The following is a 23,610-nucleotide window of genomic DNA, read 5'->3' on the forward strand; positions in this document are numbered from 1 at the left end:
CAGGGGAGCTCTTCGGGTGCGGCGCCGTCGTGGCTGATCGCGCAGTTCCCCGCGCCCCTTACGGGGCGCATCCGATCGCCGCTAGATCTCGATGCAGGTTCGCAGGGCGGAGCCCGTGCGCATTTGGTCCAGGGCCTCGTTGATCTCCGCCAGGGGGACCCGGTGGGTGATCAGGGATTCGAGGTCGATGCGGCCCGCGCGCCAGAGGGCGATGGCGCGTTCGTAGGACGTGAGGACGTCACCGCCGCCGTACATGGACGGCAGGATGCGCTTCTCGTCGAAGAACAGCTCGAACATGTTGAGCTGGAGGACGTCGTCCATGGCACCGGCGCCGACCACGACGAGCGTGCCGCCGCGCCGGGTCGTCTCGTACGCGGTGCGGGCGGTGGCCGACTTGCCGACGACCTCGAAAACGTAGTCGAACCCCTCACCGGCGGTGATGCGCTGCTTGGCGTCGCCGAGCGCGTCCGGCGCGACGGCCTCGGTCGCCCCGAACTTGAGCGCCGCCTCGCGCCGCGACTCCACCGGGTCGACGGCGACGATCTGGGCCGCGCCCTTGAGCCGGGCACCCTGGATCGCGGAGATGCCGACGCCCCCGCACCCGATGACCGCCACCGACGAACCGGCCGCCACATCGGCGGTGTTGATGGCGGACCCGAGCCCGGTGGTGACCCCGCACCCGATGAGCGCGGCGATGTCGAACGGCACGTCGTCGGGGATCGGCACCGCGCACCCGGCGTCCACCACGACCTCCTCGGCGAACGTCCCGGTGCCCGCGAACCCGAAGACGTCCCCGCCGGGCCGCTTGAAGTTGGGCGTACCGGCGTTCATGAACCCGGCGAGGCAGAGCTGGGTCTGGCCGCGCTTGCAGGAAGGACATGCGCCGCAGGCGGGCAGCCAGCAGACGAGCACCCGCTGGCCGACGCTGAGCCCGGCGACCCCGTCACCGACGTCGGTGATCTCGCCGGCGCCCTCGTGGCCGGGGACGAACGGCGCCGGCTGCGGCAGGACGCCGTTCATCGCGGAGATGTCGGAGTGGCACAGGCCCGTCGCCCGGACCCGGATCTTCACCTTCCCCGGGCCGAAGCCGACCGCCTCGACGTCGTCCAGTACCTCGAGTTTGTCCTGCCCTGTCTCGTGCAGTACGGCTGCTCGCATGGGGTGCGGCTCCTTCGCGTCTCAGCTGCTCTCAGGTGCTCTCAGGTGCTCTCTGCTGCGTGTACGTCGTTCAGGTGTGGTCGATGAGCGTGTCCGCCAAGACCGGTGCCTCGCCGCGTTCCACGGCCGTCACGGTCACCTGCACCCGGTTCGGCTGCTGCCACATGCGCACGCGCAGCGTCTCGCCGGGGAAGACGACACCGGCGAAGCGGGTGCTGTAGCGGGTGACGCGGGAGACGTCGCCGTCGAGGGCCGTGTCGACGACGGCCTTGAGGGTCATGCCGTAGCTGCACAGGCCGTGCAGGATCGGCTTGTCGAAGCCGGCGAGCTTGGCGAACTCGGGGTCGGCGTGCAGCGGGTTCCAGTCGCCGGAGAGGCGGTAGAGGAGGGCCTGCTCCTCGCGGATCGGGCGGTCGACGGTGCGGTCGGGCGCGCGGTCGGGGACCTCCAGGCGCTCGGAGGGGCCGCGCTCGCCGCCGAACCCGCCCTCGCCGCGGACGAAGATCTGCGAGTCGGCGGTCCACAACGGCCCGTCCGTGTCGGAGACTTCGGAACGCAGAACGAGGACGGCCGCCTTGGTCTTGTCGTAGACGGCGGCGACGCGGGACGTGGTGGTCGCCGTGCCCTTCACCGGGATCGGACGGTGCGTCTCGATCGTCTGCCCGCCGTGCAGCACGTGCGCCAGGTTCACGTCGACGCCCGGGGAGTTGAGCCCGCCGACGACCCCCGTGCCCGCGCCCGCGACGGTGGCGAAGCTCGGCAGGACGTGCAGCGCCGATTCGAGCGTGTAGCGCAGCTCGCCGGGGTCGGTGGCGGGGACTCCGGCGCCGAGGCCCAGGTGGTAGAGCTGGATGTCCTTGTGGTCCCAGGAGATCTCGGCGGACCTGGGCTCGGCGGCCACGGCCTTCGCTGCGTCGATGGGCATCAGGCAGGCGCTCCTCAGGCTGACGGGTCGTACGGGTCAAGACCTCGGTGCGACCGTCCGCACCGTCGGCCGCACCGAGGTCGTCACAGGCTGGGTAGAACGTGTTCTCATCCACCCGGCGACCTCATGTATAGCCAAGAGGTGATGGGTTGGGAAGGGTGCGGCGGAACCTTTCTGACTGAGCGTCAGTTCCACCGGGTGTGACATTTGTACCGGCGGATCGTGGACACCCGTGTCTGCCGCACGGCCCGTGCCGCTCCGTACCGTCGGTGTCATGACGACAGAGACACCGGCGGTGTCCTTCACGGGGGCCGTCAAGACATTCGGGGACGTCCGCGCGGTCGACGGCCTCTGCTTGCGGATCGACCCGGGCGAGACGGTCGCACTGCTCGGCCGCAACGGCGCGGGCAAGTCCACCGCCATCTCCCTGCTGCTCGGCCTGGACGAGCCGGACGAGGGGCGCGTGGAGCTGTTCGGTACGTCGCCGCAGACCGCGGTGCGCGCCGGGCGGGTCGGGGCGATGCTCCAGGAGGGCCGGGCCGTGCCGCGGGTCACCGTCGCCGAACTGGTCGGCTTCGTCGCCCGCCGCTACCCGGCGCCGATGGACGTGGCGGAGGCGCTGCGGCTCGCCGGGATCGCGGAGCTGGCGGACCGCCGCGTGGACAAGCTGTCGGGCGGCCAGACGCAGCGGGTGCGGTTCGCGGTGGCGCTGGCCGGGAACCCCGCGCTGATCGTCCTGGACGAGCCGACGGCGGCGCTCGACGTGGAGGCCCGGCACGCGTTCTGGGCGTCGATGCGGGCGTACGCGCGGCGCGGCCACACGGTGCTGTTCTCCACGCACTATCTGGAGGAGGCCGACGCGCACGCCGACCGGATCGTCGTCATCGACCACGGCCGCATCGTCGCCGACGGCAGCGGGGACGAACTGCGCCGGGCTGGCGGCGGCAGCCTGGTCGCCTTCGACCTCGCCGGGCGCGGCACGGAGGGGCTGGCCCTGCTGCCCGGGGTGGTCTCGGTGGAGATCCGCGGCGACCGGGCCCGGCTGCGCACCGAGGACCCGGACGCGACCGTGATGGCGCTGGCCGCCCTGGACGCCGTACGGAATCTGGAGGTCGCGCCGGCCTCCCTGGACGACGCGTTCCTGGCGCTGACCGGCACCGCAACCGGCACCGGGCACGACGACGAGCAGCTGGAGCGTGTGTGATGTGGGACTACCTGCGGCTGGAGGTCCGGCGCACGCTGCGCGACGGCCGGTATGTGATCGGCACGGTCGCGATGCCGGTGATGATGTATCTCCTTTTCACCAACCTGGGTTCGGACGACGGCAGTTGGAAGACGGCGTCGATGGTGGGGATGGCCGCGTACGGGGCGCTGGGCGCGGCGATGAACACGGCGGGCGGGGTCGCCGAGGACCGGGCGATCGGCTGGCTGCGGCAGCTGCGGATCACGCCGATGGCTCCGCACCAGGGCGTCATGGGGCGGGCGCTGACGGGCGTGGTGACCGTGCTGCCCGCCGTCACGGCGGTGCTGGTCGCGGGCGCGGCGGTGAACGGCGTACGGCTCGACTGGTGGAAGTGGCCGGTCATCGTCGTCCTGCTGTGGCTGGGCTCGCTGCCCTTCACGCTGCTCGGCCTCGGCAACGGCTACCGGCTGACCTCGCAGGCGCTGGGCGGGCTGAACATGCTCTGCTATCTGGGGCTCGCGGTGCTCGGCGGGCTGTGGTTCCCGGTGGCGCTGTTCCCCGAGTGGCTGCGGCACGTGTCGTCGTTCACGCCGACCAACCGGTTCGCGCAGCTCGGCACGGCCGTCGCCGACGGGCACGCGCCGTCGCTCGCCGCCCTGGCGATTCTGGTCGGCTGGCTGCTGGCCTTCGGTTCGTACGCTGTGGTCTCGTACCGCAGGGCCGCTCGGACCATCTGAGACGGGACACGGGAACGGGGAGTTCTGATGACGGCACTGAAGGACCGGTGGCGGGCCTGGCAGGTCGCGCGCGACGAGTGGAAGGCCGAGAACGCGCGGGTCAAGGCCGAGCAGCGCGCCTGCCGCAAGGAGGGCAAGCCGGTCGAGCAGCTGGGCCCGCAGCTCAACGGCTTCACGATGCTGCCGTGGCTGCTGATGGGGCTCGGCTCCTTCTCGAACCTGGTGCAGGGAAGGACGCCGAATCCGTGGATCGGCGGCATCGCGCTGCTGACCTTCAACTCCCTCTACATCTATGTGGTGTTCCGGGCCTTCCGGAAGGAGACCCGGGAGGCCACGTCCACCCGCGTGGCCATCGGTCTGATGACCGTGCTGACGTGCGCCCTGGCCGGTGGGTACGGGGGCAGCTGGCTGACGTTCTTCCCGCTGCTCGGCCTCGCCGTCGGCGCGCTCGCCCGGGGTCACAACATCGGGCGGATCGGGCTGGGGCTCAGCGTTCTCGGCGGCGGCGTCGGCGCGCTGCGCGAGGGCTGGGACGCGATCAGCGTGTTCTACGGGACGTTCCTGTCCACGATGGTGACGGCGGCGATCCTGTCCCTCGCCGAGACCGTACGGGAACTGCGCTCGGCCCGCGAGGAGTTGGCCCGGCAGGCCGTGGAGAAGGAGCGGCTGCGCTTCTCCCGCGACCTGCACGATCTGCTCGGGCACACCCTGTCGGTGATCGTGGTGAAGTCGGAGGCGGCGCGGCGGCTGGCTCCGCGCAGCATGGACGCGGCCCTGGAGCAGATCACCGACATCGAGGCGGTCGGGCGGCAGGCGCTCACCGAGATCCGCGAGGCCGTCACCGGGTACCGCGAGGGCAGCCTCGCCACCGAGCTGGACAACGCGCGCTCGGCGCTCACCGCCGCCGGGATCGAGCCCGTCGTACGGCAATCAGGGCCGCCGCTGTCCGCGCAGACGGAGGCGCTGCTGGGCTGGGTCGTGCGCGAGGCGGTCACCAACGCCGTCCGCTACAGCGCGGCCGGCACCTGCGTCATCACCGTCGAGGGGACGGCGGAGCGGGTGCGGATGCGGGTCGTCGACGACGGTGCGGGGCCGCCGGCGTCCGGCGCGGGCGGTTCCGGGGTCGGCGGCACCGGTCTGAAGGGGCTCGCCGAACGGCTCGCCACGGCGGGCGGCTCGCTGACGGCGGGGCCGGGCGCGCGTTCCGGTTTCACCGTGACGGCCGAACTCCCGGTCGGGGAGGGTGAGTCGGCGCGGGACGCCGTTCTGACGGAGGCGACCGCGTAAGGTCGCAGCGTGACGACAGAGATGCCGCAGGACCATCGGCCCGCGAAGAGCGTGCGCGTGCTGCTCGCGGAGGATCAGGGGATGATGCGGGGCGCGTTGGCGCTGCTGCTCGGCCTGGAGGCGGACATGGAGGTCGTCGCGCAGGTCTCGGCCGGGGACACCATCGTCGACACCGCGCTGACGTGCCGGCCCGATGTCGCTCTCCTCGACATCGAGCTGCCGGGGCGCAGCGGGCTCGATGCCGCCGCCGAGTTGCGGGACCAGGTGCCGGACTGCCGGGTGCTGATCCTGACCACGTTCGGGCGGCCCGGGTATCTGCGGCGGGCCATGGAGGCCGGGGCCGCGGGGTTCCTCGTCAAGGACGGACCCGTGGAGGAGCTCGCCGAGTCCATTCGCAAGGTGCTGCGCGGGGAGACAGTGGTCGATCCGGCGCTGGCCGCCGCGGCGCTCTCGGCGGGGCCGAGTCCGTTGACGGCGCGGGAGGCCGATGCCTTGCGGGCTTCCGCCGACGGGGCGACGGTCTCCGACATCGCCGGGAAGCTGCACCTCTCGGAGTCGACGGTCCGCAACTACCTCTCCTCGGCGATCGGCAAAACGGGCACCCGCAACCGCATGGAAGCCATGCGCTCCGCGCGCCAGCAGGGTTGGCTCTGACCGGCACTGTCCGCGCAGTTCCCCGCGCCCCTGAGATGCGCACTTCGTGCGCCATCTCATCACCGGAGGCGCGGCGGAGCCGCGGCCTCTGAAGGGGAGGCGGCGCGAAGCGCCTGCCTCAGGGGCGCGGGGAACTGCGCGACCAGCCCCCACCGGCCGTCAGACAGAGAACTACCCAGGGGTGCGGGGCATCCAGGCCAGGAGTACCAGCACCGCCACCAGCAGGATCCCGGCCCCCACCTGAAACGCGGCCGCGTACCCGCTGGTCAGCGAGACAGGATCCAAGCCCCCCGCGGAGCGGCCGGCGGCGACCGTCGAGAGGATGGCGAGCCCCAGGGAGCCACCGAGGGTGCGGGACGTGTTGACCAGCCCCGAGACGAGCCCCGCGTCCCCCGGCGCCGCCCCCGAGGTGGCCAGCGACGCCAGCGGCGTCATAGCGAACCCGGCCCCGGCCATCATCACGATCCCGGGCAGCATGATGCTCACGACGAACGACCCGTGCGCACTCATCGTCGACTGCCACCCGAACCCCCCGGCGGTGACGAGCACCCCGCCCACCGCGACATTGCGCGCCCCGAACCGCCGCATGAGGCGGGGCGCGGTCTTCGAGCCCGCGACCACGGCGAGCGAACTCGGCACCAGCGCGAGCCCGGCCTCGACGGGCGTGTACCCGAGCGCGTTCTGCGCGTACAGCGTCATGAAGAACCACATGGCGAACGACCCCATGCCGCACACGAACATCGCCGCGTTGGCCGCCGCCACGGACCGCACCCGGAACAGCCCGAGCGGCATCAGCGGCAACCGCGTACGCGCCTCGACGACGAGGAACGCGGCGATGAGCACGAGCGCGGCCCCGAGCGGAACCAGGGTGTCGGCCGACCCCCAGCCGGCCGCCTCGGTCTGCACGACGGCGTAGGCGAGGGTCGCCGTGCCCGCCGTGACGAGCAGCGCCCCGGGCAGGTCGAGGCGGCGCTCGCCGCCCGCGCGGGACTCCTGGATCCAGCGGGCGGCGGCCGCGAGGACGACGGCGCCGAGCGGGACGTTGATGAGGAGGACCCAGCGCCAGTTCAGCCCCTCGGTGAGGACACCGCCGACGAGCCCGCCCGCCGCACCGCCGCCCGCGCCGACGGCGGTCCAGGTGGCGATGGCGCGGGCGCGCGCGGCGCCCTCGGGCACGGCCGAGGTGAGGATGGTCAGGGTGGACGGGGCGAGAACGGCGGCGCCGAGCCCCTGCACGGCGCGGGCCACCAGCAACTGCCAGTCCTGCTCGGCGAGTCCGCCGACGAGCGAGGCGAGCGTGAACAGTCCGAGCCCGACGAGGAACATCCGCTTGCGCCCGAACAGATCACCGGCCCGCCCGCCGAGCAGCATGAACCCGGCGAACGCGATCGAGTAGGCGTTGACCACCCATTGCAGACCCGCCGCGCTCAGCCCGAGATCCGTCCGCATGGACGGCAGCGCGACGTTCACGACGGAGACATCGAGAACGACGAGGAACTGCCCGGCACAGGCCACGGCCACCACCAGCCAGGCGGGCGGCGCGGGCCTGCGGCGGCCTATGGCGTGGTCGGAGCCGTCGGCGGCATCGGGCACCAGCGGAGGAGTCTGCGGCATGGTCGTCATGGTCGCAGGGCTCCGGGGCCCCGTACATCAGGATTTCGACGCACCGGTCATGGGCCGCAGGTCATAGGACCGGCGACCTAGGGCGCGCAGATCGACCGGCGTCCGAACGGGTGGTCCGGCGGAAGCCCTTGTTAGAACTCTGGTCAACTCGTCTACCTGTTGGTAACTTTCGGCGCTGTTACCGACAGGTACACCGCTCTGTCACCCGTGCTCCATGAGGTGAAAGCCGAGGACACCATGCATCGCACCGCACTTGGGACCCTGGCCGGCGCAGTCGTCGCCGCGCTGGCCGTGACCGCGTTTCCGCCGGCCGCGGCGGCGGCCGCGCCCTCGGCCGGGCAGGCCGCCGCGGACGACTCGTTCTACACGTACGACGGCAGCGCGCCCCTCGCCTCGTACGCGCCGGGCACCGTGCTGAAGACACGGACGCTGAAGTACCACGTCCTGGGCATCCCCACGCCGGTCACGGCGATCCAGCTGCTGTACCGGACCGAGGACGCGCAGGGGCGGCCGTCCGCCGGGGTGACCTCGGTGGTGCGCAGCCCGAACGGGGACGGCAGCAAGGCGGTCTCGTACCAGTCCTTCTACGACTCCCTCAATCCCGAGGACGCGCCCTCCCGGGCCATCGCGGGGAACGTCTCCCTCGGCGGCCTGATCGCGAACGGCGAGTCGCTGCTCCTGGTGCCGCTGCTGCTGTCGGGCTACAACGTCGTCATCCCGGACAGCGAGGGCCAGAACGCCGACTTCGCCGCCGGTCCCGAGTACGGCACGAACACCCTGGACTCGATCCGGGCCGCGAGCCGGGCCCCGGAGACCGGTCTGAACTCCGAGACCCGGATCGGGCTCGCCGGCTACTCAGGGGGAGCCATCGCCACCCACTGGGCGGCGGCGCTCGCCCCGAGCTACGCGCCGGACGTCGACCGGAGACTGGTGGGCTACGCCGAGGGCGGGCTGCTCGTCGCCCCCGCGCACAACCTCAAGTACATCGGCGGCAGCACCGTCTGGGCCGGGGTGGCGCCCATGGCCGTGCTCGGCGCCGCCCGCGCGTACGACATCGACTTCGCGCCCTACCTCAACAGCTACGGCCAGTCGGTCTTCAAGAAGCTGGAGAAGGCCTCGATCGTCAACGCGCTGGGCCAGTACCCGGGGCTGACCTGGAAGAAGCTGGTGAAGCCGCAGTACGCCGACCCGAACTCGGTACCGCCGTTCGTCGAGGCGGTGAACAAGCTCAACCTCGGCTCCGCGCCGACCCCGACGGCCCCCGGATACATCGCGCAGGGCGGCGGTGGCGTCTTCGAGGGGACCCTCAGCAACATCCCGGGCATCGGCCGCGGCGACGGTGTCATGGTCGCCGGGGACGTGCGCGGGCTGGTGCGACAGTACTGCGACAAGGGGAACACGGCGATCAAGTACCAGCAGTACGACGCCCTCAGCCACGTGGGCACCGCCGTGCCGTGGGCGCCGGTCGCCCTGGACTATCTGAACGACCGGTTCGCGGGGAAGACGCCCCCGTCGGACTGCGGCCGGGTCCCCGCGGGCAACTCCCTCGCGCCCGAGGTGCCGACGACGGCCAACTGACCGGATTCGCCTCAGGCGCGGCGCACCATCGTCACCACCGCCGCGCCGCCGAGCCCGATGTTGTGGGCGAGGCCGACCCGCGCCGCCGCGACCTGGCGGCCGGCCGCCTCGCCCCGCAACTGCCAGGTCAGCTCGGCGAGTTGGGCGATGCCCGTCGCGCCGAGCGGGTGCCCCTTGGAGATCAGGCCGCCCGAGGGGTTCACGACCCAGCGGCCGCCGTACGTCGTGGCGCCGGACTCGACGAGCTTGCCGGACTCCCCCGGCCCGCACATGCCGAGCGCCTCGTACGTCAGCAGTTCGTTGACGGAGAAGCAGTCGTGCAGCTCGACGACGTCGACGTCCTCGATGCCGAGCCCGGACGCCTCGTAGACCTGCCGGGCCGCCTCGCGCGACATGGGCTGTCCGACGACGTCGATGCACGATCCGGAGGCGAAGGACTCCTCGGTGTCCGTCGTCATCGCCTGCGCGACGATCTCCACCGCCTTTTCCCCCAACCCCCGCTCCTCGACGAAGCGTTCGGAGACGACGACGGCGGCGGCCGCGCCGTCGGACGTCGGGGAGCACTGGAGTTTGGTGAGCGGGCTGTGGATGGTCTTCGCGGCGAGGATCTCGTCGACGGTGTACGCGTCCTGGAACTGCGCGTAGGGATTGTTGACCGAGTGGCGGTGGTTCTTGGCGCCGACCGCCGCGAGCTGCGCCGCCGTGGTGCCGTACTTCTCCATGTGTTCACGGGCCGCGTCGCCGAAGATCTGGGCGGTGGGCGGGGACATCTCGAAGCCGTGCCGGGCGGCCATGATGCCGTAGTGGCGGGCGACCGGAGAGGTCTTGAAGTCGCCGCCGTCGGCGCCGCCGCCGAGCGCGCCGCGCTGCATCTTCTCGAAGCCGAGCGCGAGCACGCAGTCGCTGACGCCGCCCTCGACGAACTGGCGGGCCATCATCAGCGCGGTCGAACCCGTCGCGCAGTTGTTGTTGACGTTGTAGACGGGAACACCGGTCAACCCCAGCTCGTAGGCGGCGCGTTGACCGGCCGTCGACGCCTGGAAGCAGTAGCCGACGGGGACCTGCTGCACGTCCTCGTAGCCGATCCCGGCGTCCGCGAGGGCCGCGCCGCCCGCCTCCTTCACCATGTCCCAGTACTGCCAGTCACGGCTCTCGGGCTTCTCGAACTTGGTCATGCCGACGCCGACGATGTACGACTTCATGGCTGCACAGCCCTCCTGCCACTACCCCACAGACCTGACGGATCGTCAGATAGTGGCAGGGCCGGGCGATTAACGGAAGGCCGCGAGCCCGGTCAGTGCCTGGCCGAGCGCGAGGGTGTGCATCTCGGTGGTGCCCTCGTAGGTGAGGACGGACTCCAGGTTGTTGGCGTGGCGGATCACCGGGTATTCGAGCGAGATGCCGTTGGCACCGAGGATGGTGCGGGCGGTGCGGCAGATCTCGATGGCCTCGCGTACGTTGTTCAGCTTGCCGAAGCTGATCTGTGCGGGGTGGACGCCCGCTTCCGAGTCCTTGAGCGCCGACAGGTGCAGGGCCGTCAGCGTCGCCTTGTGGAGTTCGAGCGCCATGTCGACGAGCTTCTGCTGGGTGAGCTGGAAGCCCGCGATGGGCTTGCCGAACTGCTCGCGCTGGAGGGCGTAGTCGCGCGCCGACCGCCAGGCCGAGCGGGCGGCCCCGGTGACGCCCCAGACGATCCCGTACCGGGCCTCGTTCAGGCAGGTGAGCGGGGCGCCGACACCGCGGGCCTCCGGGAGCTGCGCCGAGGCGGGCAGCCGTACGCCGTCCAGGACCAGCTCGCTCGTCACCGAGGCGCGCAGCGACATCTTGTGCTTGATGAGCGGCGCGGAGAAGCCGGGGCTGTCGGTGGGCACGACGAAGCCGCGCACCCCGTCCTCGGTCTGCGCCCACACCACGGCGACGGCGGCGACGGAGCCGTTGGTGATCCACATCTTGCGTCCGTCGAGCACCCAGTCGTCGCCGTCCCTGCGGGCCCGGGTCGTCATGGACGCGGGGTCGGAGCCGTGGTCGGGCTCGGTCAGGCCGAAGCAGCCGATGGCCTCGCCCGCCGCCATTTTCGGCAGCCACTCCTGCTTCTGCTCCTCGGAGCCGAAGCGGTGGATGGCGAACATGGCGAGGGAGCCCTGCACGGAGACGAAGGAGCGCAGCCCGGAGTCGGTGGCCTCCAGTTCGCGGCAGGCGATGCCGTACGCGCGGGCCGACGTCCCGGCGCAGCCGTAGCCCTCCAGGTGCATGCCGAGCAGGCCCATCTTGCCGAATTCCCGGGCGAGTTCGGGCAGGTCGGGCAGCTCGCCGGACTCGAACCAGTCGGCGATGTGCGGCTCGACCTTGTCGTCGAGGTACTGGCGGACCGTGTCGCGCACCGCGCGCTCCTCGTCGGTGAGGAGGGCTTCGAGGTTCAGCGGGTCGACGGGGTCGAGTGCGGGGAACGGCATCAGGATCGGGCTCCTTGCTGGGTGCGGGGGTTGTCGTCGTGCTGGCCGAGGGTGGGCGGTGCGGTGCGTACGGCGGGCCGTACGCCGTTGAAGCTGACGGGGAAGGCGACCTGGCGGAGCGGGCCCGCCGCGGGGTGCTCGACCTCCTGGACCATGCCGAGGGCGGCGGTCTGCGGGCAGGCGTACACCTCGTCGAGATGGCGGATCGGGGCGGCGGGCACCCCGGCCGCCTTCAGCGTCTCGCACCACTCACCGACCGTGCGCCTGCCGAGTACGTCCGTCAACCGGGCGTTCAGATCGGCCCTGTTGGCGACGCGGGCGGCGTTCGTCGTGAACCGTGCGTCGTCGGCCAGGCCGTCGAGGCCGAGGGCGGCGCACAGGGTGCGGAAGAGGGCGTCGTTGCCGACCGCGATCACGAAGTGGCCGTCGGACGCCTCGTACGCCTGGTACGGGACGAGGCTCGGGTGGCCGGAGCCGAGGCGGGTGGGGCGCTCGCCGGTGGCGAAGTGGGCGGTGGCCCAGTTGGCGTGCAGGGCGAGCTGGGTCTCGTACAGGGACGTCGTGACGTACTGGCCGCGGCCGGTGCGGGCGCGCTCGACGAGGGCGGAGGTGATGCCGATGAGCCCGAAGAGCGCGGCGCCGAGGTCGCCCATCGCGAAGCCCGCCTTGACCGGCGGTCCGTCGGTCTCGCCGGTCAGGGACATCAGTCCGGCGGCGGCCTGGGCGACCATGTCGTAGCCGGGTTCGTCGCGCAGCGGGCCGGTCTCGCCGAAGGCGGAGATGTGCAGGACGACCAGGCGCGGGTACCGCTCGGTGAGCGCGCGGTAGTCGAAGACGCGGGCGAGGGTGGAGCCGGGCCGGAAGTTCTCGACCATCACATCGGCGCCGGCGAGCATCCGGTGGACCTCGGCCTGTCCCTCGTCGGACTTCAGGTCGAGGGTGATGGAGCGCTTGTTGCGGTTGGCGGCCAGGTAGTAGGTGGCGTCCTCGCCCTGGAACGGCGGGCCCCAGCGGCGGGTCGGGTCGCCGCCGTCGGGGTGTTCGACCTTGGTCACGTCGGCGCCGAGGTCGGCGAGGGACATGGTGGCGTACGGGCCCGCGAGGATCTTCGACAGGTCGACGACCTTGATCCCGGCGAGCGGCGTGGCCTGCGGCGGTGCGGGCGGCTCGGACATGCCGATCACTCTGCCCCGCGCATTAAGTGCTGTCCAAGACCGATTACGGATCCCAGTGTGCCGCTAATCCACATAATCGGGGGGTGTGGGCAGGACCCGTTCGGCCACGGCCAGGACGGCGGCGAGGGCCGCGCTGTCGTTGCCGGTGCGCCAGGCGAGCGCGATGGGCAGCACCGGAACGTCCGGGCCGGTCAGCGGCCGGAACACGACGTGCTCCAGATGGATGGAGCGCGCGGAGCCCACGACCACGGCCACGCCGACGCCCGCGCCGACCAGCGCGAGCAGGTTGTACGAGTCCGGGGCCTCCTGCGCGATGCGCGGGGCGAACCCGGCGTCGTGGCAGCCCTGCACCATCGCCTCGCGCACGGCCGAGCCGCGGGCCACGGGGAAGGTGACGAAGCGCTCGCCGCGCAGGTCGGCGAAGGTGACGCCGTCCTGGGCCGCGAGGCGGTGGCCCTCCGGGAGGGCGCAGACCAGGGGCTCGGCGCGGACGACTCTCGCGGTGATGCCGCGGCGGACCGGGAGGGCGGCGACGCCGAGGTCGATGGTGCCGTCGGTCAGGCGGGCCAGGGCCTCTCCGGTGAAGATCTGGCTCTCCAGGACCAGCTCCACGCCGGGGAGTTCGGAGTTGACGGCTCGGGTGAGGGCGGGCAGCGCGGAGTAGGCGCTGGCGCCGCCGAAGCCGACCGTGACCCTGCCGGTCTCTCCGAGGTGGGCGGAGCGGACGGTGCGGCGCAGGGTTGCCGCGTCGGCCAGGAGGGCTCGGGCGGGGTCGAGCAGGGCGTGGCCCGCCGGGGTCAGCCGCACGGTCCGCGTCGTCCGCTCGAAGAGCTGGACGCCGAGGTCGCGTTCGAGGAGCCTGATCTGCTGGCTGAGCGGGGACTGGGCCATGTGCAGGCGCTCCGCGGCGCGGCCGAAGTGCAGTTCCTCGGCGACGGCGACGAACCCGGTGAGATGTTTCAGCTCCACGCCGGTGACGATACGGGGCGCGCCCGCGAGGCCCTGCCCGTCACCGAGCGCGCCTCACGCCGCGGCTGATCGCGCAGTTCCCCGCGCCCCTGGGCCGTTCCCCGTCCGCGGGCCGGTGGCCGCTTCTCGCGCAGTTCCCCGCGCCCCTGAGGCATGCGCTTCGCGCAGCCTCCCCTCAGAGGCAGCGCTTCGCGCGCCCCTCCTGAGGCTGCGGCTCCGCCGCGCCTCTCTTGATGAGATGGCGCACGAAGTGCGCATCTCAGGGGCGCGGGGAACTGCGCGAGCAACCACGACGAGAGGCGCGCGTGGGAACTGGTTTCAGGGGCGCGGGGAACTGCGCGAGAAGCGGTCACCGGGCCGCGCTCGACGAACGACCCAAGAGCGCGGGGAACTGCGCGAACGGCCCCGGGCGCCCCCTAATCCCGGGGCAGCCCGAGCATTCGTTCGGCCACCACGTTGAGCTGGACCTGGGTGGTGCCGCCGGCGATGGTGAGGCAGCGGGAGAGGAGGAAGCCGTGGAGGGCGGCGGCGCCCGGACCCTCACGGAGGGCACCGGCGGGGCCGAGGAGTTCCAGGGCCAGCTCGGCGACCCGCTGCTGATGCGGGGTCTGGACGAGTTTGCGGATGGAGGCGCCGGGCCCGGGCCCGTCCCCGGCGACCTGCCGCATGGTCGTCCGCAGCCCGATACAGGCCAGTGCGTGCGCCTCGGCGGCAAGAGCCCCGATCCGGGCCCGGCAGGCCCCGTCGAGATCCCCGGCACGGGCGAGCAGCGCCTCCAGACCGGTGTCGAAGGTGAGCTGGTCGGCCATGTGGACGCGTTCGTTGCCCAGGGTGTGCCGGGCGACCCGCCACCCGTCGTCGACCTCTCCGACGACGGCGTCGGCGGGCAGCAGCACGTCGTCGAAGTAGACCTCGTTGAAGAGCGCGTCGCCGGTGATCTCGCGCAGCGGCCGCACGTCGATGCCGTCGGTGTGCTTCATGTCGACGAGGAAGTAGGTCAGGCCCTTGTGCTTGGGGGCGTCGGGGTCGGTGCGGGCCAGCAGGATGCCGTGGTCGGCCCACTGCGCGGCGCTGGTCCACACCTTCTGGCCGTTGACGCGCCAGCGCCCGTCCGGCAGCCGTTCGGCGCGCGTGCGCAGCGAGGCGAGGTCGGATCCGGCGCCGGGCTCGGAGAACAACTGGCACCAGAGGAGTTCGCCGCGCAAGGTGGCGGGGAGGTAGCGGTCGCGCTGGTCGGCGGTGCCGTAGGCGATCAGGGAGGGGACGACCCACGTGGCGATACCGAGGTCGGCCACCCGCACTCCCGCCGACGCCAACTCCTGCTGCACCGCGAGCTGTTGCAGCGGACCGGCGCCGAGGCCGTACGGCGCGGGGAGGTGCGGCGCCGCGTACCCGGTGGGCGCGAGGGCGACACGGGCGGCGCGCGGGTCGAGACCCCGGGCGGCCTCGATCACGGCGCGCGCGTCCTCCTTGTACGTGTCGGCCTCGGCGGGCAGATCGAGGCGCAGCTCGCGGCGGACCCCGGTCTCGGCGAGCCGGACGGCGCGCAGCCGGTGGGTGTCGCCCGCGCCGAGGAGCTGCCGGGCGACGACGGCCCGCCGCAGGTAGAGGTGGGCGTCGTGCTCCCAGGTGAAGCCGGTGCCGCCGAGGATCTGGATGCAGTCCTTGGCGCAGCCGTGGGCGGCGTCGAGCGCGGTCCCGGCGGCGAGGGCGGCGGTGAGGGAGCGCACCTCGCCGGGGACCGGTTCGTCGAGGGCGCGGGCGGCGTCCCAGACGAGGGCGCCCGCCTGCTCGACCCGGACGAGCATGTCGGCGCAGAGGTGCTTGACGCCCTGGAACTGTCCGATGGGCCGCCCGAACTGCTCGCGCACCCGGGCGTGTTCGGCGGCCGTGCGCAGCGCCCAGGCGGCGGTGCCGCAGGCGTCGGCGGCGAGCAGTACGGCGGCGAGGTCGCGGACCAGGGAGCCGGGCGGGGCGAGGATCCGGGCGGCGGGCACGGTGGCGCCGGAGGCGGTGACCTCGGCGGTGGGCCGGGTCGGGTCGGCGCTGTCGTGGACCCGCACGGCGAGCCCGGGGGTGGTGGCGTCGACGGCCAGCCAGACCACGCCGTCGGCGCTGTCGGCGGCGAGCACGAGGAGGTCGGCGTCGGCGCCGGTGAGCACGGGCGGCGCGGTCCCGTCGAGGACGAGCCCGTCGGGCCCGGCGACGGCGCTGAGGCCGCCGGCCGCGAGGGCGACAGCGCCGATCAGCTCCCCGGAGGCGAGGCGCGCGGCGAGCTCCGGGGCGCCGGAGCGCTCCAGGACCTCGGCCGCGAGGACGGTGGCGAGGAACGGTCCGGGCAGCGCGGCCCGGCCCGCCTCCTCGACGACCACCGCGAGATCGAGCAGGGTCCCGCCCCCGCCTCCGTACGCCTCGGGCAGCCGGATGCCGAGCAGGCCCTGTGCGGCGAGACTGTCCCAGTACGGCGGCCGGTGGCCGGGCGCGGCCGGGGCGTCGAGGAGTTTGCGCACTTCGTCGGGTGGTGCGGCGCGGGCGATCCAGCCGCGTACGGCGGCGGCGAGCTCCCGCTGGTCCTGAGTGATGGCCATGACGGCGCTGTCGGCGGTCCCCATGCGGCGCACGGTAGAACACGTTCCAGTAGAGGGGAAGAGCAGATCTGACGGTAAGTCAGAATCGATCGCCGCCCGGCCCCGGCGCCGTCCCATGTAATGAAAAGGTCAAGGTTCACGCTCGTACGACAAACATCGGAATAGTCGCCCGAGCGAACAGGTTCGACCTACACGCACCCCCGCTCGCGCTCCGCCCGCACAGGCGATCCGAACCTGCCCTCCGGAGGCCCTCCGCAATGTCCCGACCGACGACCACTCCCCGCCGTACCGGCGGCGTCGTCCCCGTTCTCGCCTTCGCCGGCATCGTCGTGGCGGTCATGCAGACGCTGCTCGTACCGGTGATCAAGGACCTGCCCGAGCTGCTCGACACCGCGCCCTCGAACGCCACGTGGGTGATGACCTCGACCCTCCTCGCCGGCGCCGTCTCGACGCCCATCATGGGCCGCCTCGGCGACCTCGCGGGCAAGCGGCGGATGCTGCTCGCCAGCCTCGCGATCATGGTGATCGGCTCCCTGATCTGCGGCTTCACCGACCAGCTGCTCGTGATGATCGCCGGCCGTGCCCTCCAGGGCTTCGCCATGGGCGCCATCCCGCTCGGCATCGGCCTGATGCGCGACATGCTGCCCCGCGAGAAGCTCGGCTCCGCGATGGCCCTGATGTCGTCCTCCATCGGCGTCGGCGGCGGCCTCGCGCTGCCGCTCGCCGCGCTCGTCGCCCAGCACGCCGACTGGCACGCGCTGTTCTTCGGCGCGGCGGGCCTCGGCGTCGTCTCGATGGTCCTCACCCTCGCCCTCGTCCCGGAGAGCCCGCTGCGCGCCCGGGGCACCTTCGACTACGCGGGCGCGCTCGGCCTCTCCGCCGGCCTGGTCCTCTTCCTCCTGCCCATCACCAAGGGCAGCGACTGGGGCTGGAGCAGCGGCACGACGCTCGGCCTGTTCGGCGCCGCGCTCGTCGTCCTCGTCCTGTGGGGCGTGATGGAGCTGCGGCTGAAGGCCCCGCTGGTCGACCTGCGCACCACGGCCCGCCGTGAGGTACTGCTCACGAACCTGGCCTCGATCATGGTGGGTGTCGCGTTCTACGCGATCTCGCTCGTCCTCCCCCAGCTGCTCCAGCTCCCGTCCGCCACCGGCTACGGCCTCGGCCAGTCGATGGTCGTCGCGGGCCTGTGCGTGGCGCCGCTCGGCCTGACGATGATGTTCACGGCTCCGGTCTACGCCCGCCTGTCGGCGCGGTTCGGCCCGAAGGTCACGCTGATCCTCGGCATGCTGATCATCGCGATCGGCTACGGCGCCGGCATCGGCCTGATGAGCGCCGCCTGGCAGACGATCGTGATCGCCGTGGTGGTCGGCGCGGGCATCGGCCTCGCGTACTCCTCCCTCCCGGCCCTGATCATCGGAGCCGTCGACGCCTCCGAGACGGGCGCGGCCACCGGCCTGAACACCCTGATGCGCTCGATCGGCACGTCGGTGTCGTCGGCGGTGATCGGCATGGTGCTGGCCAACACGGCGAACCACGTCGGCGGGGTCGCGATCCCGACGCTGCACGGCTTCCGCGTCTCGTTCCTGATCGCCACGGCCGCGGTCGCGGTGGGCGTGGTCCTCGCCCTGTTCCTGCCGAAGCGCAAGGTGGCCGTCGTCCAGCTGCGGGCCAGCAGCGAGGAGGAGGCCGGCCTGGCGCGCGCCGAGGAGGCGCTCGCCCACTTCCGCGGCCAGGTCGTGGACCCGGCGGGGATGCCCGTCACCCACGCCAAGGTCACCCTGATCGACCGGCGCGGCCGGCAGGCGGGCGCGGCCCTCACCGACCACGACGGCCGCTACTCCCTGGCCGTCCCCGCGGGCGGCTCCTACGTCCTGGCGGCGACCGCCGCCGGGCACGCGCCCCGGGCGTCGGCGGCGACCCACCACGGCGAGGACCGTGCGGTGCACGTGGACCTCGCCCTGGAGGCGGTGGCGGTCGCGCAGCCGTAACGGGCCCTGCGGGCGGCCGAGTTGTATCACTCCTGAGAACGCGCCGGGCAGTCGCCCGGCGCGTTCTCCGTCTGTGCGAACCGCCGGTGACGCGCGATCATGCCGGAGGAGACGCGGCGACCGCACCGCCGCACGACGAAGGGGGACTCCACCGTGCAGCGTTACGACTTCCTCCGGCAGATCCGCGGCCTCGATCCCGACCGCGACTACGAGAAGATCTACGCGATCAGCACCACCCACGAGTTCCCGTGGGACTTCATGCAGGCGCTCGGCTTCGCCCTCTACCGCACGTACGCGGTGCCGAGCATCGGCCGACTCCTCGCCAGAACCGGCGAGTTCACCGAGCGCACGCAGAAGCGCTACGACGACACGGTGCTCATCCTCGACGCGGTGGGCGAGCACGGCATGGACGCGGAGCAGGGCCGCACCGCGATCCGCCGCATGAACCGGATGCACGGCAGCTACGACATCCCGGACGACGACTTCCGCTACGTGCTCGCCACGTTCGTCGTGGTGCCCAAGCGCTGGCTGGACGAGTTCGGCTGGCGCCCGCTGTCGGACCACGAGATCCGGGCCTCCACCAACTACTACCGGGCGCTGGGCCGGCGCATGAACATCAAGGACATCCCGGAGACGTACGCGGAGTTCGAGGAGTTCATGGACGACTACGAACGGCGCAACTTCGCCTATGACAAGGGGGGTCACGCGGTCTCGGAGGCCACGCTCGATCTGATGGCGTCCTGGTATCCGGGCCCGCTCGGCGCCGTCATGCGCAGGGCGACGGTGTGCCTGATGGACCCGCCGATGCGGGCGGCCTTCGACTATTCCGCGCCGCCCGCCGTCCTGGAGCGCGCGGTGCGCGGCGGGATGCGGCTGCGCGGCCGCCTCGTCCGGCTCCTGCCGCCGCGCCGTGAGCCGCGCTTCGCCCGCCAGAGCCCCAACGTCCGTGGCTATCCGCACGGCTTCCGGGTGGCCGACCTCGGCACGTTCCCCGGGTCCGGTGACGCCGGTACCCACTGAGCCGCGGGCATGCCCCGACGGATTATTCAGCAGTCGACGAAGCCTGTCAGAAGTATTGAAAAGTCCGGCCAGTAGTCATATGCCGTCGGTAATGTGGCGTCACCTTCCTTCGAGTGGACGGGTGGTGGGAACCCGGACCAGGGGGTTCCAGACAGATGGTCGCCTTGCCGAAGCAGAAGAGCTCGTACGACGCGGGGACCGCCGCGCAGCGCTGTGACCCGTATCCGGCGGTGACAGTGGACGCGGCGGGCACCGTGGTGTCCTACAACCAGCAGGCCGCCGACCTGCTCGCCCGGATACGGGTCGGGGCGGCTCTGCCCGAAGTGGCTCCCGCCTGGCTGGCCGAGGCCCATCTGCGGCACGCGGGCGGCGGCCGGGGCGAGCCCTCGGCCTGGGCGGGCGGCCGGATCGGCGAGCTGCGCGTGAAGGCGCTCGCCGGGCCGGGCGCCGCCGGGACGGTGACCTGGTGGCTGGTGAGCGACAGCGCCCCGGCCGCCGCCGCCCAGGAGCTGGCGCGGGAGCGAGCGAGAGCGGCGGTGCTCCAGGAGCTGTCGTCGGACCTGCTCGCCTCGCTCGACGTGGCGCACTGCCGTGAGGTGACCGTGCGGCGGGCGGCCCGGCAGCTGGCCGACGCCGCGGTCCTGGTCGGCATGAGCGACGGGCGCGACTTCCCCGTCACGCGGTGCACCGCGGGCGGGCCGGTGACGGAGGAGCGGATCGCCCTGGAGACCGGCCAACTGCCGGGCCTGGCAGAGGCGTTGCGCGGGCTGCCCACGGTGTCCTCCGCCTGGATCGATCCGGGTGCGGTGCCGTCGTGGGCGGTGCCCGAGGGGTTCGTGGGCGAGGCCGCCGCGATCGGCGCGGTGCTCGTGGTGCCGCTGCCCGGGCACGGCGCCCCGGCGGGCTGCCTGATCCTGCTGCGCCATCCCGAGGGGTCGCCGTTCAGCCCCGCCGAGGAGCGCTTCGCGCGGCTCTTCGCGGCCCGCGCGGGCGCCGCCCTCTCCCTCGCCCGCAGTCACGCGCGCCAGGCCCGCTTCACGGACGCGATGCTGCGCGATCTGCTGCCGCCCGCCCTCGGCCGGGTGCACGGCATCGGCTTCGCCGGCCGCTACCGCAGCTCGACCGCGGGCGAGCGCGTCGGCGGCGACTTCTACGACCTGTATCCCGCGGCCGCGCCGGGGGCCGAGACCGTCGCGGTCCTCGGCGACGTGTGCGGCAAGGGGATCGAGGCCGCGGTCGTGGCCGGCCTGGTGCGGCACGCGCTGGGGGCACTGGTGCCGCTCGCCGCCGACCACACCCGGCTGCTGGCCCTGCTCAACAGGGCGCTGCTGGCCGCGCGGAAGACGCCCTTCGTGACGCTCGTCCTGGTCAGCGCCGTGCGCGAGGGTGCGCGGGTGCGGCTGCGCGTCTCCAGCGCGGGCCATCCCGCCCCGCTCGTGGTGCGTGCGACCGGCCGGGTCGAGCAGGCTCCGGTCAGCGGGACGCTGCTCGGCGCGATCGACGACCTGGAGTTCGTGACCGCCGACATCGTCCTGGAGCCGGGCGACACCTGCCTGTTGTACTCCGACGGCATCACCGAGGCGCGCGGCGGACCGCTCGGCGACGTGCTGTTCGGCGAGGACCGGCTGCGCGCGGTACTGGCCCCCTGCGCGGGCATGCCGCCCGAGGCCGTCACCGAGCACGTGCAGATGATCGCCGCCCAGTGGCTGGGCGACGGCCCGCACGACGACATGGCCGTCATGGCGATCGGCGCACCGGGACGCCCGGCCGCGCCCGGGACGCGCCAGACCAAGGAAATGTGAACGACCAGGCCCGGAAAGGGTGAGCCACGTGACCGGTGGCGCGAAGAACGATGTCCCCTCCTCGCTCGCCGAGCCGCGCGAGCGCCTGTGGCAGGCGCTCCACGCGGGCGACGAGACGCGTGCCGTCGCCGTGGTGCGCGGCGCGCTCGGCGCGGACACACCGACGGCGGAGCGGATGCGGGCCGCGGGCGAACGGGTCCTGCTCGACCTGATCGCGCCGGTCCAGGAACGGCTGGGCGCGGCCTGGGCGGCGAACGACATCACGGTGGCGCAGGAGCACGCCGGTACGGCGATCAGTGAGCGGTGCGTCGCGGCCGTCGTCGACGCCACCGCCCCGGCGCGGCCCGGCAGTTCGGCGGGCCGGGTCGTCGTGGCGTGTGTCGACGGCGAATGGCACGCGCTGCCCGCGCGGCTGGTCAGCGAGGTGCTGCGGCTGCGGGGCTGGCGCGTCGACTATCTCGGGGCGCACGTCCCGACCGAGCACCTGGTGGCCCACGCCCGGTACACCCGTGCCCAGGCGGTGCTGCTCTCGTCGTCCGTCGAGGTGCTGCTGCCCGCCGCCCACAACGCGATCAGCTCGTGCCAGGGCGCGGGCTTCCCGGTGATCGCCGGGGGCCCCGCGTTCGGTCCGCAGGGGCGCTACGCCCGGCTGATGCGGGCGGAGTGGGCCGGGGACGCGCCCGGCGCGGCCGACCTGCTCGCCGGGAGCCCGCGGCAGCCCGTGTCGCCCGCGATCCGGCCGCCCGAGGCGGACCTGCCGCACCTGGGCGACGAGGAGTACACCATGGTCCGCCAGGCCAAGCGGCAGCTGGTCAAGCAGGCCCTGGCCGACGTCCAGGAGAGCTTCCCCGAGATGCGCTGGTACAACCGGTACCAGAACGAGCGCACCGCCGAGGACATCGACCACATCGTCACGTACCTCGCCACCGCCCTCTACGTCGACTGCGCGGACCTGTTCGCCCGGTTCCTCGCGTGGTCCGCGGACATCCTGAACGCACGCGGTGTCCCGGCGCGCTGCCTGCTCCCGGCGCTGGACTCGCTCTCGGGCCAACTCAAGGACTTCCCGCGGGTGTTCGGCATCCTTCACGACGCACGTCTCGTACTCGATCCGTAGCCGGAAGCGATCCCCGACGCCAACGCCGTGCCATAAATGACTCGCCATGGTGCCACTGATGTGCCATAGTGGCACCATTGGCGGCGCACAGTGGCGCGCCGGGTCATCGACGGGGGTGGGGATCATGGAGAAGGTACGGGGAAGCGAGCGCACGGCACCCGGGGCCATCGTGGCGTTCGCCCGCTTCACGGTGTGCGGGGGCGGCGTGGGGGTCGCCTCCAGCTTCGCGGTCGCGGTCGTCGCCGACCGGCTCCCCTGGGCGCTGGCCAACGCGCTGGTCACGGTGGTCTCCACGCTGCTCGCCACCGAGCTGCACGCCCGGTTCACCTTCGGTGCGGGCGGCCGGGCGAGCTGGAGCCAGCACGTGCAGTCGGCCGGGTCGGCGGCGGGCGCGTACGCGGTGACCTGCCTGGCGGTGATCGGCCTGCGGCACCTGGTGGACTCGCCGAGCGCGGTCCTGGAGCAGGTCGTCTATCTGTCCGCCTCCGCGCTCACCGGGGTCGCCCGGTTCGCGGTGCTGCGTCTCGTGACCTTCGCCCGCGACCGGGCGAAGGCACCGGCCGCCGTCCGCCCGCTGCCCGCACAGCCGGTCCGCGCCGCCGGACTCTGCCCCGCCGCCTGACGCCTCAGGCGTCGAAGTGCGGCTCGCCGCGCAGGAGTTCGGAGACGTCGGAGCCGGTGGGCAGCTCACGCGGCTCGGCGCCGCGGCGGAACAGCCGGGCGGCGCGCTCGCCGAGCACCGTCGCCCGGTCCCCGTCGACCCGCAGCCAGGAGCCCTCGCGCAGCCCGAGCACGGGCACGTCGTTCTCCTCCAGGAACTCGGTCAGCCGCTCCTCGCGGGTCTCGCCCTTGTGCGTGGAGGACGGGTCGGGGTCGAGGTAGTGCGGGTTGATCTGGAAGGGGACCAGGCCCAGCGTCTCGAAGGACGGCGGCTGCACGATCGGCATGTCGTTGGTCGTCCGGAGGGTGGGCGCGGCCATGTTGGTGCCGGCGCTGGCACCCATGTACGGCAGCCCGTCGCCGACGGCCTTGATCAGGGCGTCCCGCAGGCCCGTCCGGTACAGCGCGCTCAGCAGCCGGAAGGAGTTGCCGCCCCCGACGAACACCGCGTCGGCCGACTGGAGTTGAGCCAGCGGGTCGCCGCCCTCGTGCACGCCGTGCACATCGATGCCCGCACCCTCCAGCGCGCCGCGCACCTTCGCCGTGTAGGCGTCGTGGTCGGCGAGCGCGTACGGCACGAACGCGAGCCGGGCCCGCGCGGGCAGGAAGCCGGTGACGGTGTCCAGGGCGTGGGCGAGGTAACCCTGGCCGTACTGGGTGGAGTTGGAGAGCAGCAGCAGGTTCACGAGCGGGTCG

The 23,610-nt window shown here is 72.7% G+C and carries 19 protein-coding genes; 10 read left to right on the forward strand and 9 right to left on the reverse strand.

What is annotated here, in order from left to right; all coding sequences use genetic code 11:
• Window positions 1-81: 81 nt before the first annotated feature.
• Both K377_RS05615 and K377_RS05620 read right to left on the reverse strand, forming a co-directional pair.
• A complete protein-coding gene (locus tag K377_RS05615; protein WP_111662005.1) occupies window positions 82-1,158 on the reverse strand; it encodes a Zn-dependent alcohol dehydrogenase in 1,077 nt (358 codons plus the stop codon).
• Between the two features lie 70 nt (window positions 1,159-1,228).
• Window positions 1,229-2,083 carry a MaoC/PaaZ C-terminal domain-containing protein gene (locus K377_RS05620; RefSeq protein WP_111662006.1) on the reverse strand — a complete coding sequence of 285 codons (855 nt, stop codon included), beginning with the start codon at window positions 2,081-2,083 and terminating at the stop codon, window positions 1,229-1,231.
• A gap of 274 nt (window positions 2,084-2,357) precedes the next feature.
• Between K377_RS05620 and K377_RS05625 the strand changes: the two genes are divergently transcribed.
• From K377_RS05625 to K377_RS05640, 4 genes are read left to right on the forward strand one after another with little or no spacing between them, the layout of a single operon-like run.
• Entirely contained in the window at window positions 2,358-3,287 is a 930-nt protein-coding gene (locus K377_RS05625; RefSeq protein ID WP_111662203.1) for an ABC transporter ATP-binding protein, read from the forward strand.
• On the forward strand, window positions 3,287-4,003 hold the full coding sequence (locus K377_RS05630; protein ID WP_111662007.1) for an ABC transporter permease: 717 nt from the start codon (window positions 3,287-3,289) through the stop codon (window positions 4,001-4,003). Before K377_RS05625 ends, K377_RS05630 begins: the two co-directional genes overlap by 1 nt.
• A gap of 27 nt (window positions 4,004-4,030) precedes the next feature.
• The gene (locus tag K377_RS05635; RefSeq protein WP_111662008.1) at window positions 4,031-5,290 is read left to right on the forward strand and encodes a sensor histidine kinase; all 1,260 of its coding nucleotides are present in this window, start codon (window positions 4,031-4,033) and stop codon (window positions 5,288-5,290) included.
• A gap of 21 nt (window positions 5,291-5,311) precedes the next feature.
• Window positions 5,312-5,944 carry a response regulator transcription factor gene (locus K377_RS05640; protein ID WP_111662009.1) on the forward strand — a complete coding sequence of 211 codons (633 nt, stop codon included), beginning with the start codon at window positions 5,312-5,314 and terminating at the stop codon, window positions 5,942-5,944.
• Window positions 5,945-6,115: 171 nt separating this feature from the next.
• Here the strand turns inward: K377_RS05640 and K377_RS05645 are convergent, their stop codons facing one another.
• Window positions 6,116-7,567: an MFS transporter gene (locus K377_RS05645; protein WP_181512483.1), complete on the reverse strand. Its 1,452-nt coding sequence runs from the start codon at window positions 7,565-7,567 to the stop codon at window positions 6,116-6,118.
• A gap of 237 nt (window positions 7,568-7,804) precedes the next feature.
• Here K377_RS05645 and K377_RS05650 point away from each other — a divergent pair, with 237 nt between their 5' ends.
• The gene (locus K377_RS05650) at window positions 7,805-9,145 is read left to right on the forward strand and encodes a lipase family protein (protein WP_111662205.1); all 1,341 of its coding nucleotides are present in this window, start codon (window positions 7,805-7,807) and stop codon (window positions 9,143-9,145) included.
• Between the two features lie 11 nt (window positions 9,146-9,156).
• Here K377_RS05650 and K377_RS05655 read toward each other — a convergent pair whose 3' ends face one another.
• The 5 genes from K377_RS05655 to K377_RS05675 form a co-directional block, all read right to left on the reverse strand.
• Window positions 9,157-10,347 (reverse strand): lipid-transfer protein, encoded by a 1,191-nt coding sequence (locus K377_RS05655; RefSeq protein WP_111662010.1) that lies wholly within the window; start codon window positions 10,345-10,347, stop codon window positions 9,157-9,159.
• A gap of 69 nt (window positions 10,348-10,416) precedes the next feature.
• Window positions 10,417-11,598 (reverse strand): acyl-CoA dehydrogenase family protein, encoded by a 1,182-nt coding sequence (locus tag K377_RS05660; protein ID WP_111662011.1) that lies wholly within the window; start codon window positions 11,596-11,598, stop codon window positions 10,417-10,419.
• Complete coding sequence (locus K377_RS05665; RefSeq protein ID WP_111662206.1) at window positions 11,598-12,773, reverse strand: CaiB/BaiF CoA-transferase family protein; 1,176 nt, start codon at window positions 12,771-12,773, stop codon at window positions 11,598-11,600. Before K377_RS05665 ends, K377_RS05660 begins: the two co-directional genes overlap by 1 nt.
• A gap of 63 nt (window positions 12,774-12,836) precedes the next feature.
• Window positions 12,837-13,742, reverse strand: a complete 906-nt coding sequence (locus tag K377_RS05670) for a LysR substrate-binding domain-containing protein (protein WP_111662012.1) — start codon at window positions 13,740-13,742, stop codon at window positions 12,837-12,839.
• A gap of 416 nt (window positions 13,743-14,158) precedes the next feature.
• Window positions 14,159-16,354 (reverse strand): acyl-CoA dehydrogenase, encoded by a 2,196-nt coding sequence (locus K377_RS05675; protein ID WP_111662013.1) that lies wholly within the window; start codon window positions 16,352-16,354, stop codon window positions 14,159-14,161.
• 233 nt (window positions 16,355-16,587) lie between these two features.
• Between K377_RS05675 and K377_RS05680 the strand changes: the two genes are divergently transcribed.
• The 5 genes from K377_RS05680 to K377_RS05700 all read left to right on the forward strand — a co-directional run bounded on the left by K377_RS05680 (window position 16,588) and on the right by K377_RS05700 (window position 22,876).
• Window positions 16,588-18,318, forward strand: a complete 1,731-nt coding sequence (locus K377_RS05680; RefSeq protein ID WP_111662014.1) for an MFS transporter — start codon at window positions 16,588-16,590, stop codon at window positions 18,316-18,318.
• A 99-nt stretch (window positions 18,319-18,417) separates the two neighbouring features.
• Window positions 18,418-19,338 (forward strand): oxygenase MpaB family protein, encoded by a 921-nt coding sequence (locus K377_RS05685; RefSeq protein ID WP_202455013.1) that lies wholly within the window; start codon window positions 18,418-18,420, stop codon window positions 19,336-19,338.
• A 155-nt stretch (window positions 19,339-19,493) separates the two neighbouring features.
• Window positions 19,494-21,140 (forward strand): PP2C family protein-serine/threonine phosphatase, encoded by a 1,647-nt coding sequence (locus K377_RS05690; RefSeq protein WP_111662015.1) that lies wholly within the window; start codon window positions 19,494-19,496, stop codon window positions 21,138-21,140.
• Between the two features lie 28 nt (window positions 21,141-21,168).
• Complete coding sequence (locus K377_RS05695; RefSeq protein WP_111662016.1) at window positions 21,169-22,254, forward strand: B12-binding domain-containing protein; 1,086 nt, start codon at window positions 21,169-21,171, stop codon at window positions 22,252-22,254.
• A gap of 124 nt (window positions 22,255-22,378) precedes the next feature.
• A complete protein-coding gene (locus K377_RS05700) occupies window positions 22,379-22,876 on the forward strand; it encodes a GtrA family protein (RefSeq protein ID WP_111662208.1) in 498 nt (165 codons plus the stop codon).
• Window positions 22,877-22,880: 4 nt separating this feature from the next.
• Here K377_RS05700 and pepE read toward each other — a convergent pair whose 3' ends face one another.
• Complete coding sequence (pepE, locus tag K377_RS05705) at window positions 22,881-23,600, reverse strand: dipeptidase PepE (RefSeq protein ID WP_111662017.1); 720 nt, start codon at window positions 23,598-23,600, stop codon at window positions 22,881-22,883.
• Window positions 23,601-23,610: the final 10 nt, after the last annotated feature.

This window comes from Streptomyces sp. PsTaAH-137 (assembly GCF_003259365.1).
GTDB lineage: Bacteria > Actinomycetota > Actinomycetes > Streptomycetales > Streptomycetaceae > Streptomyces.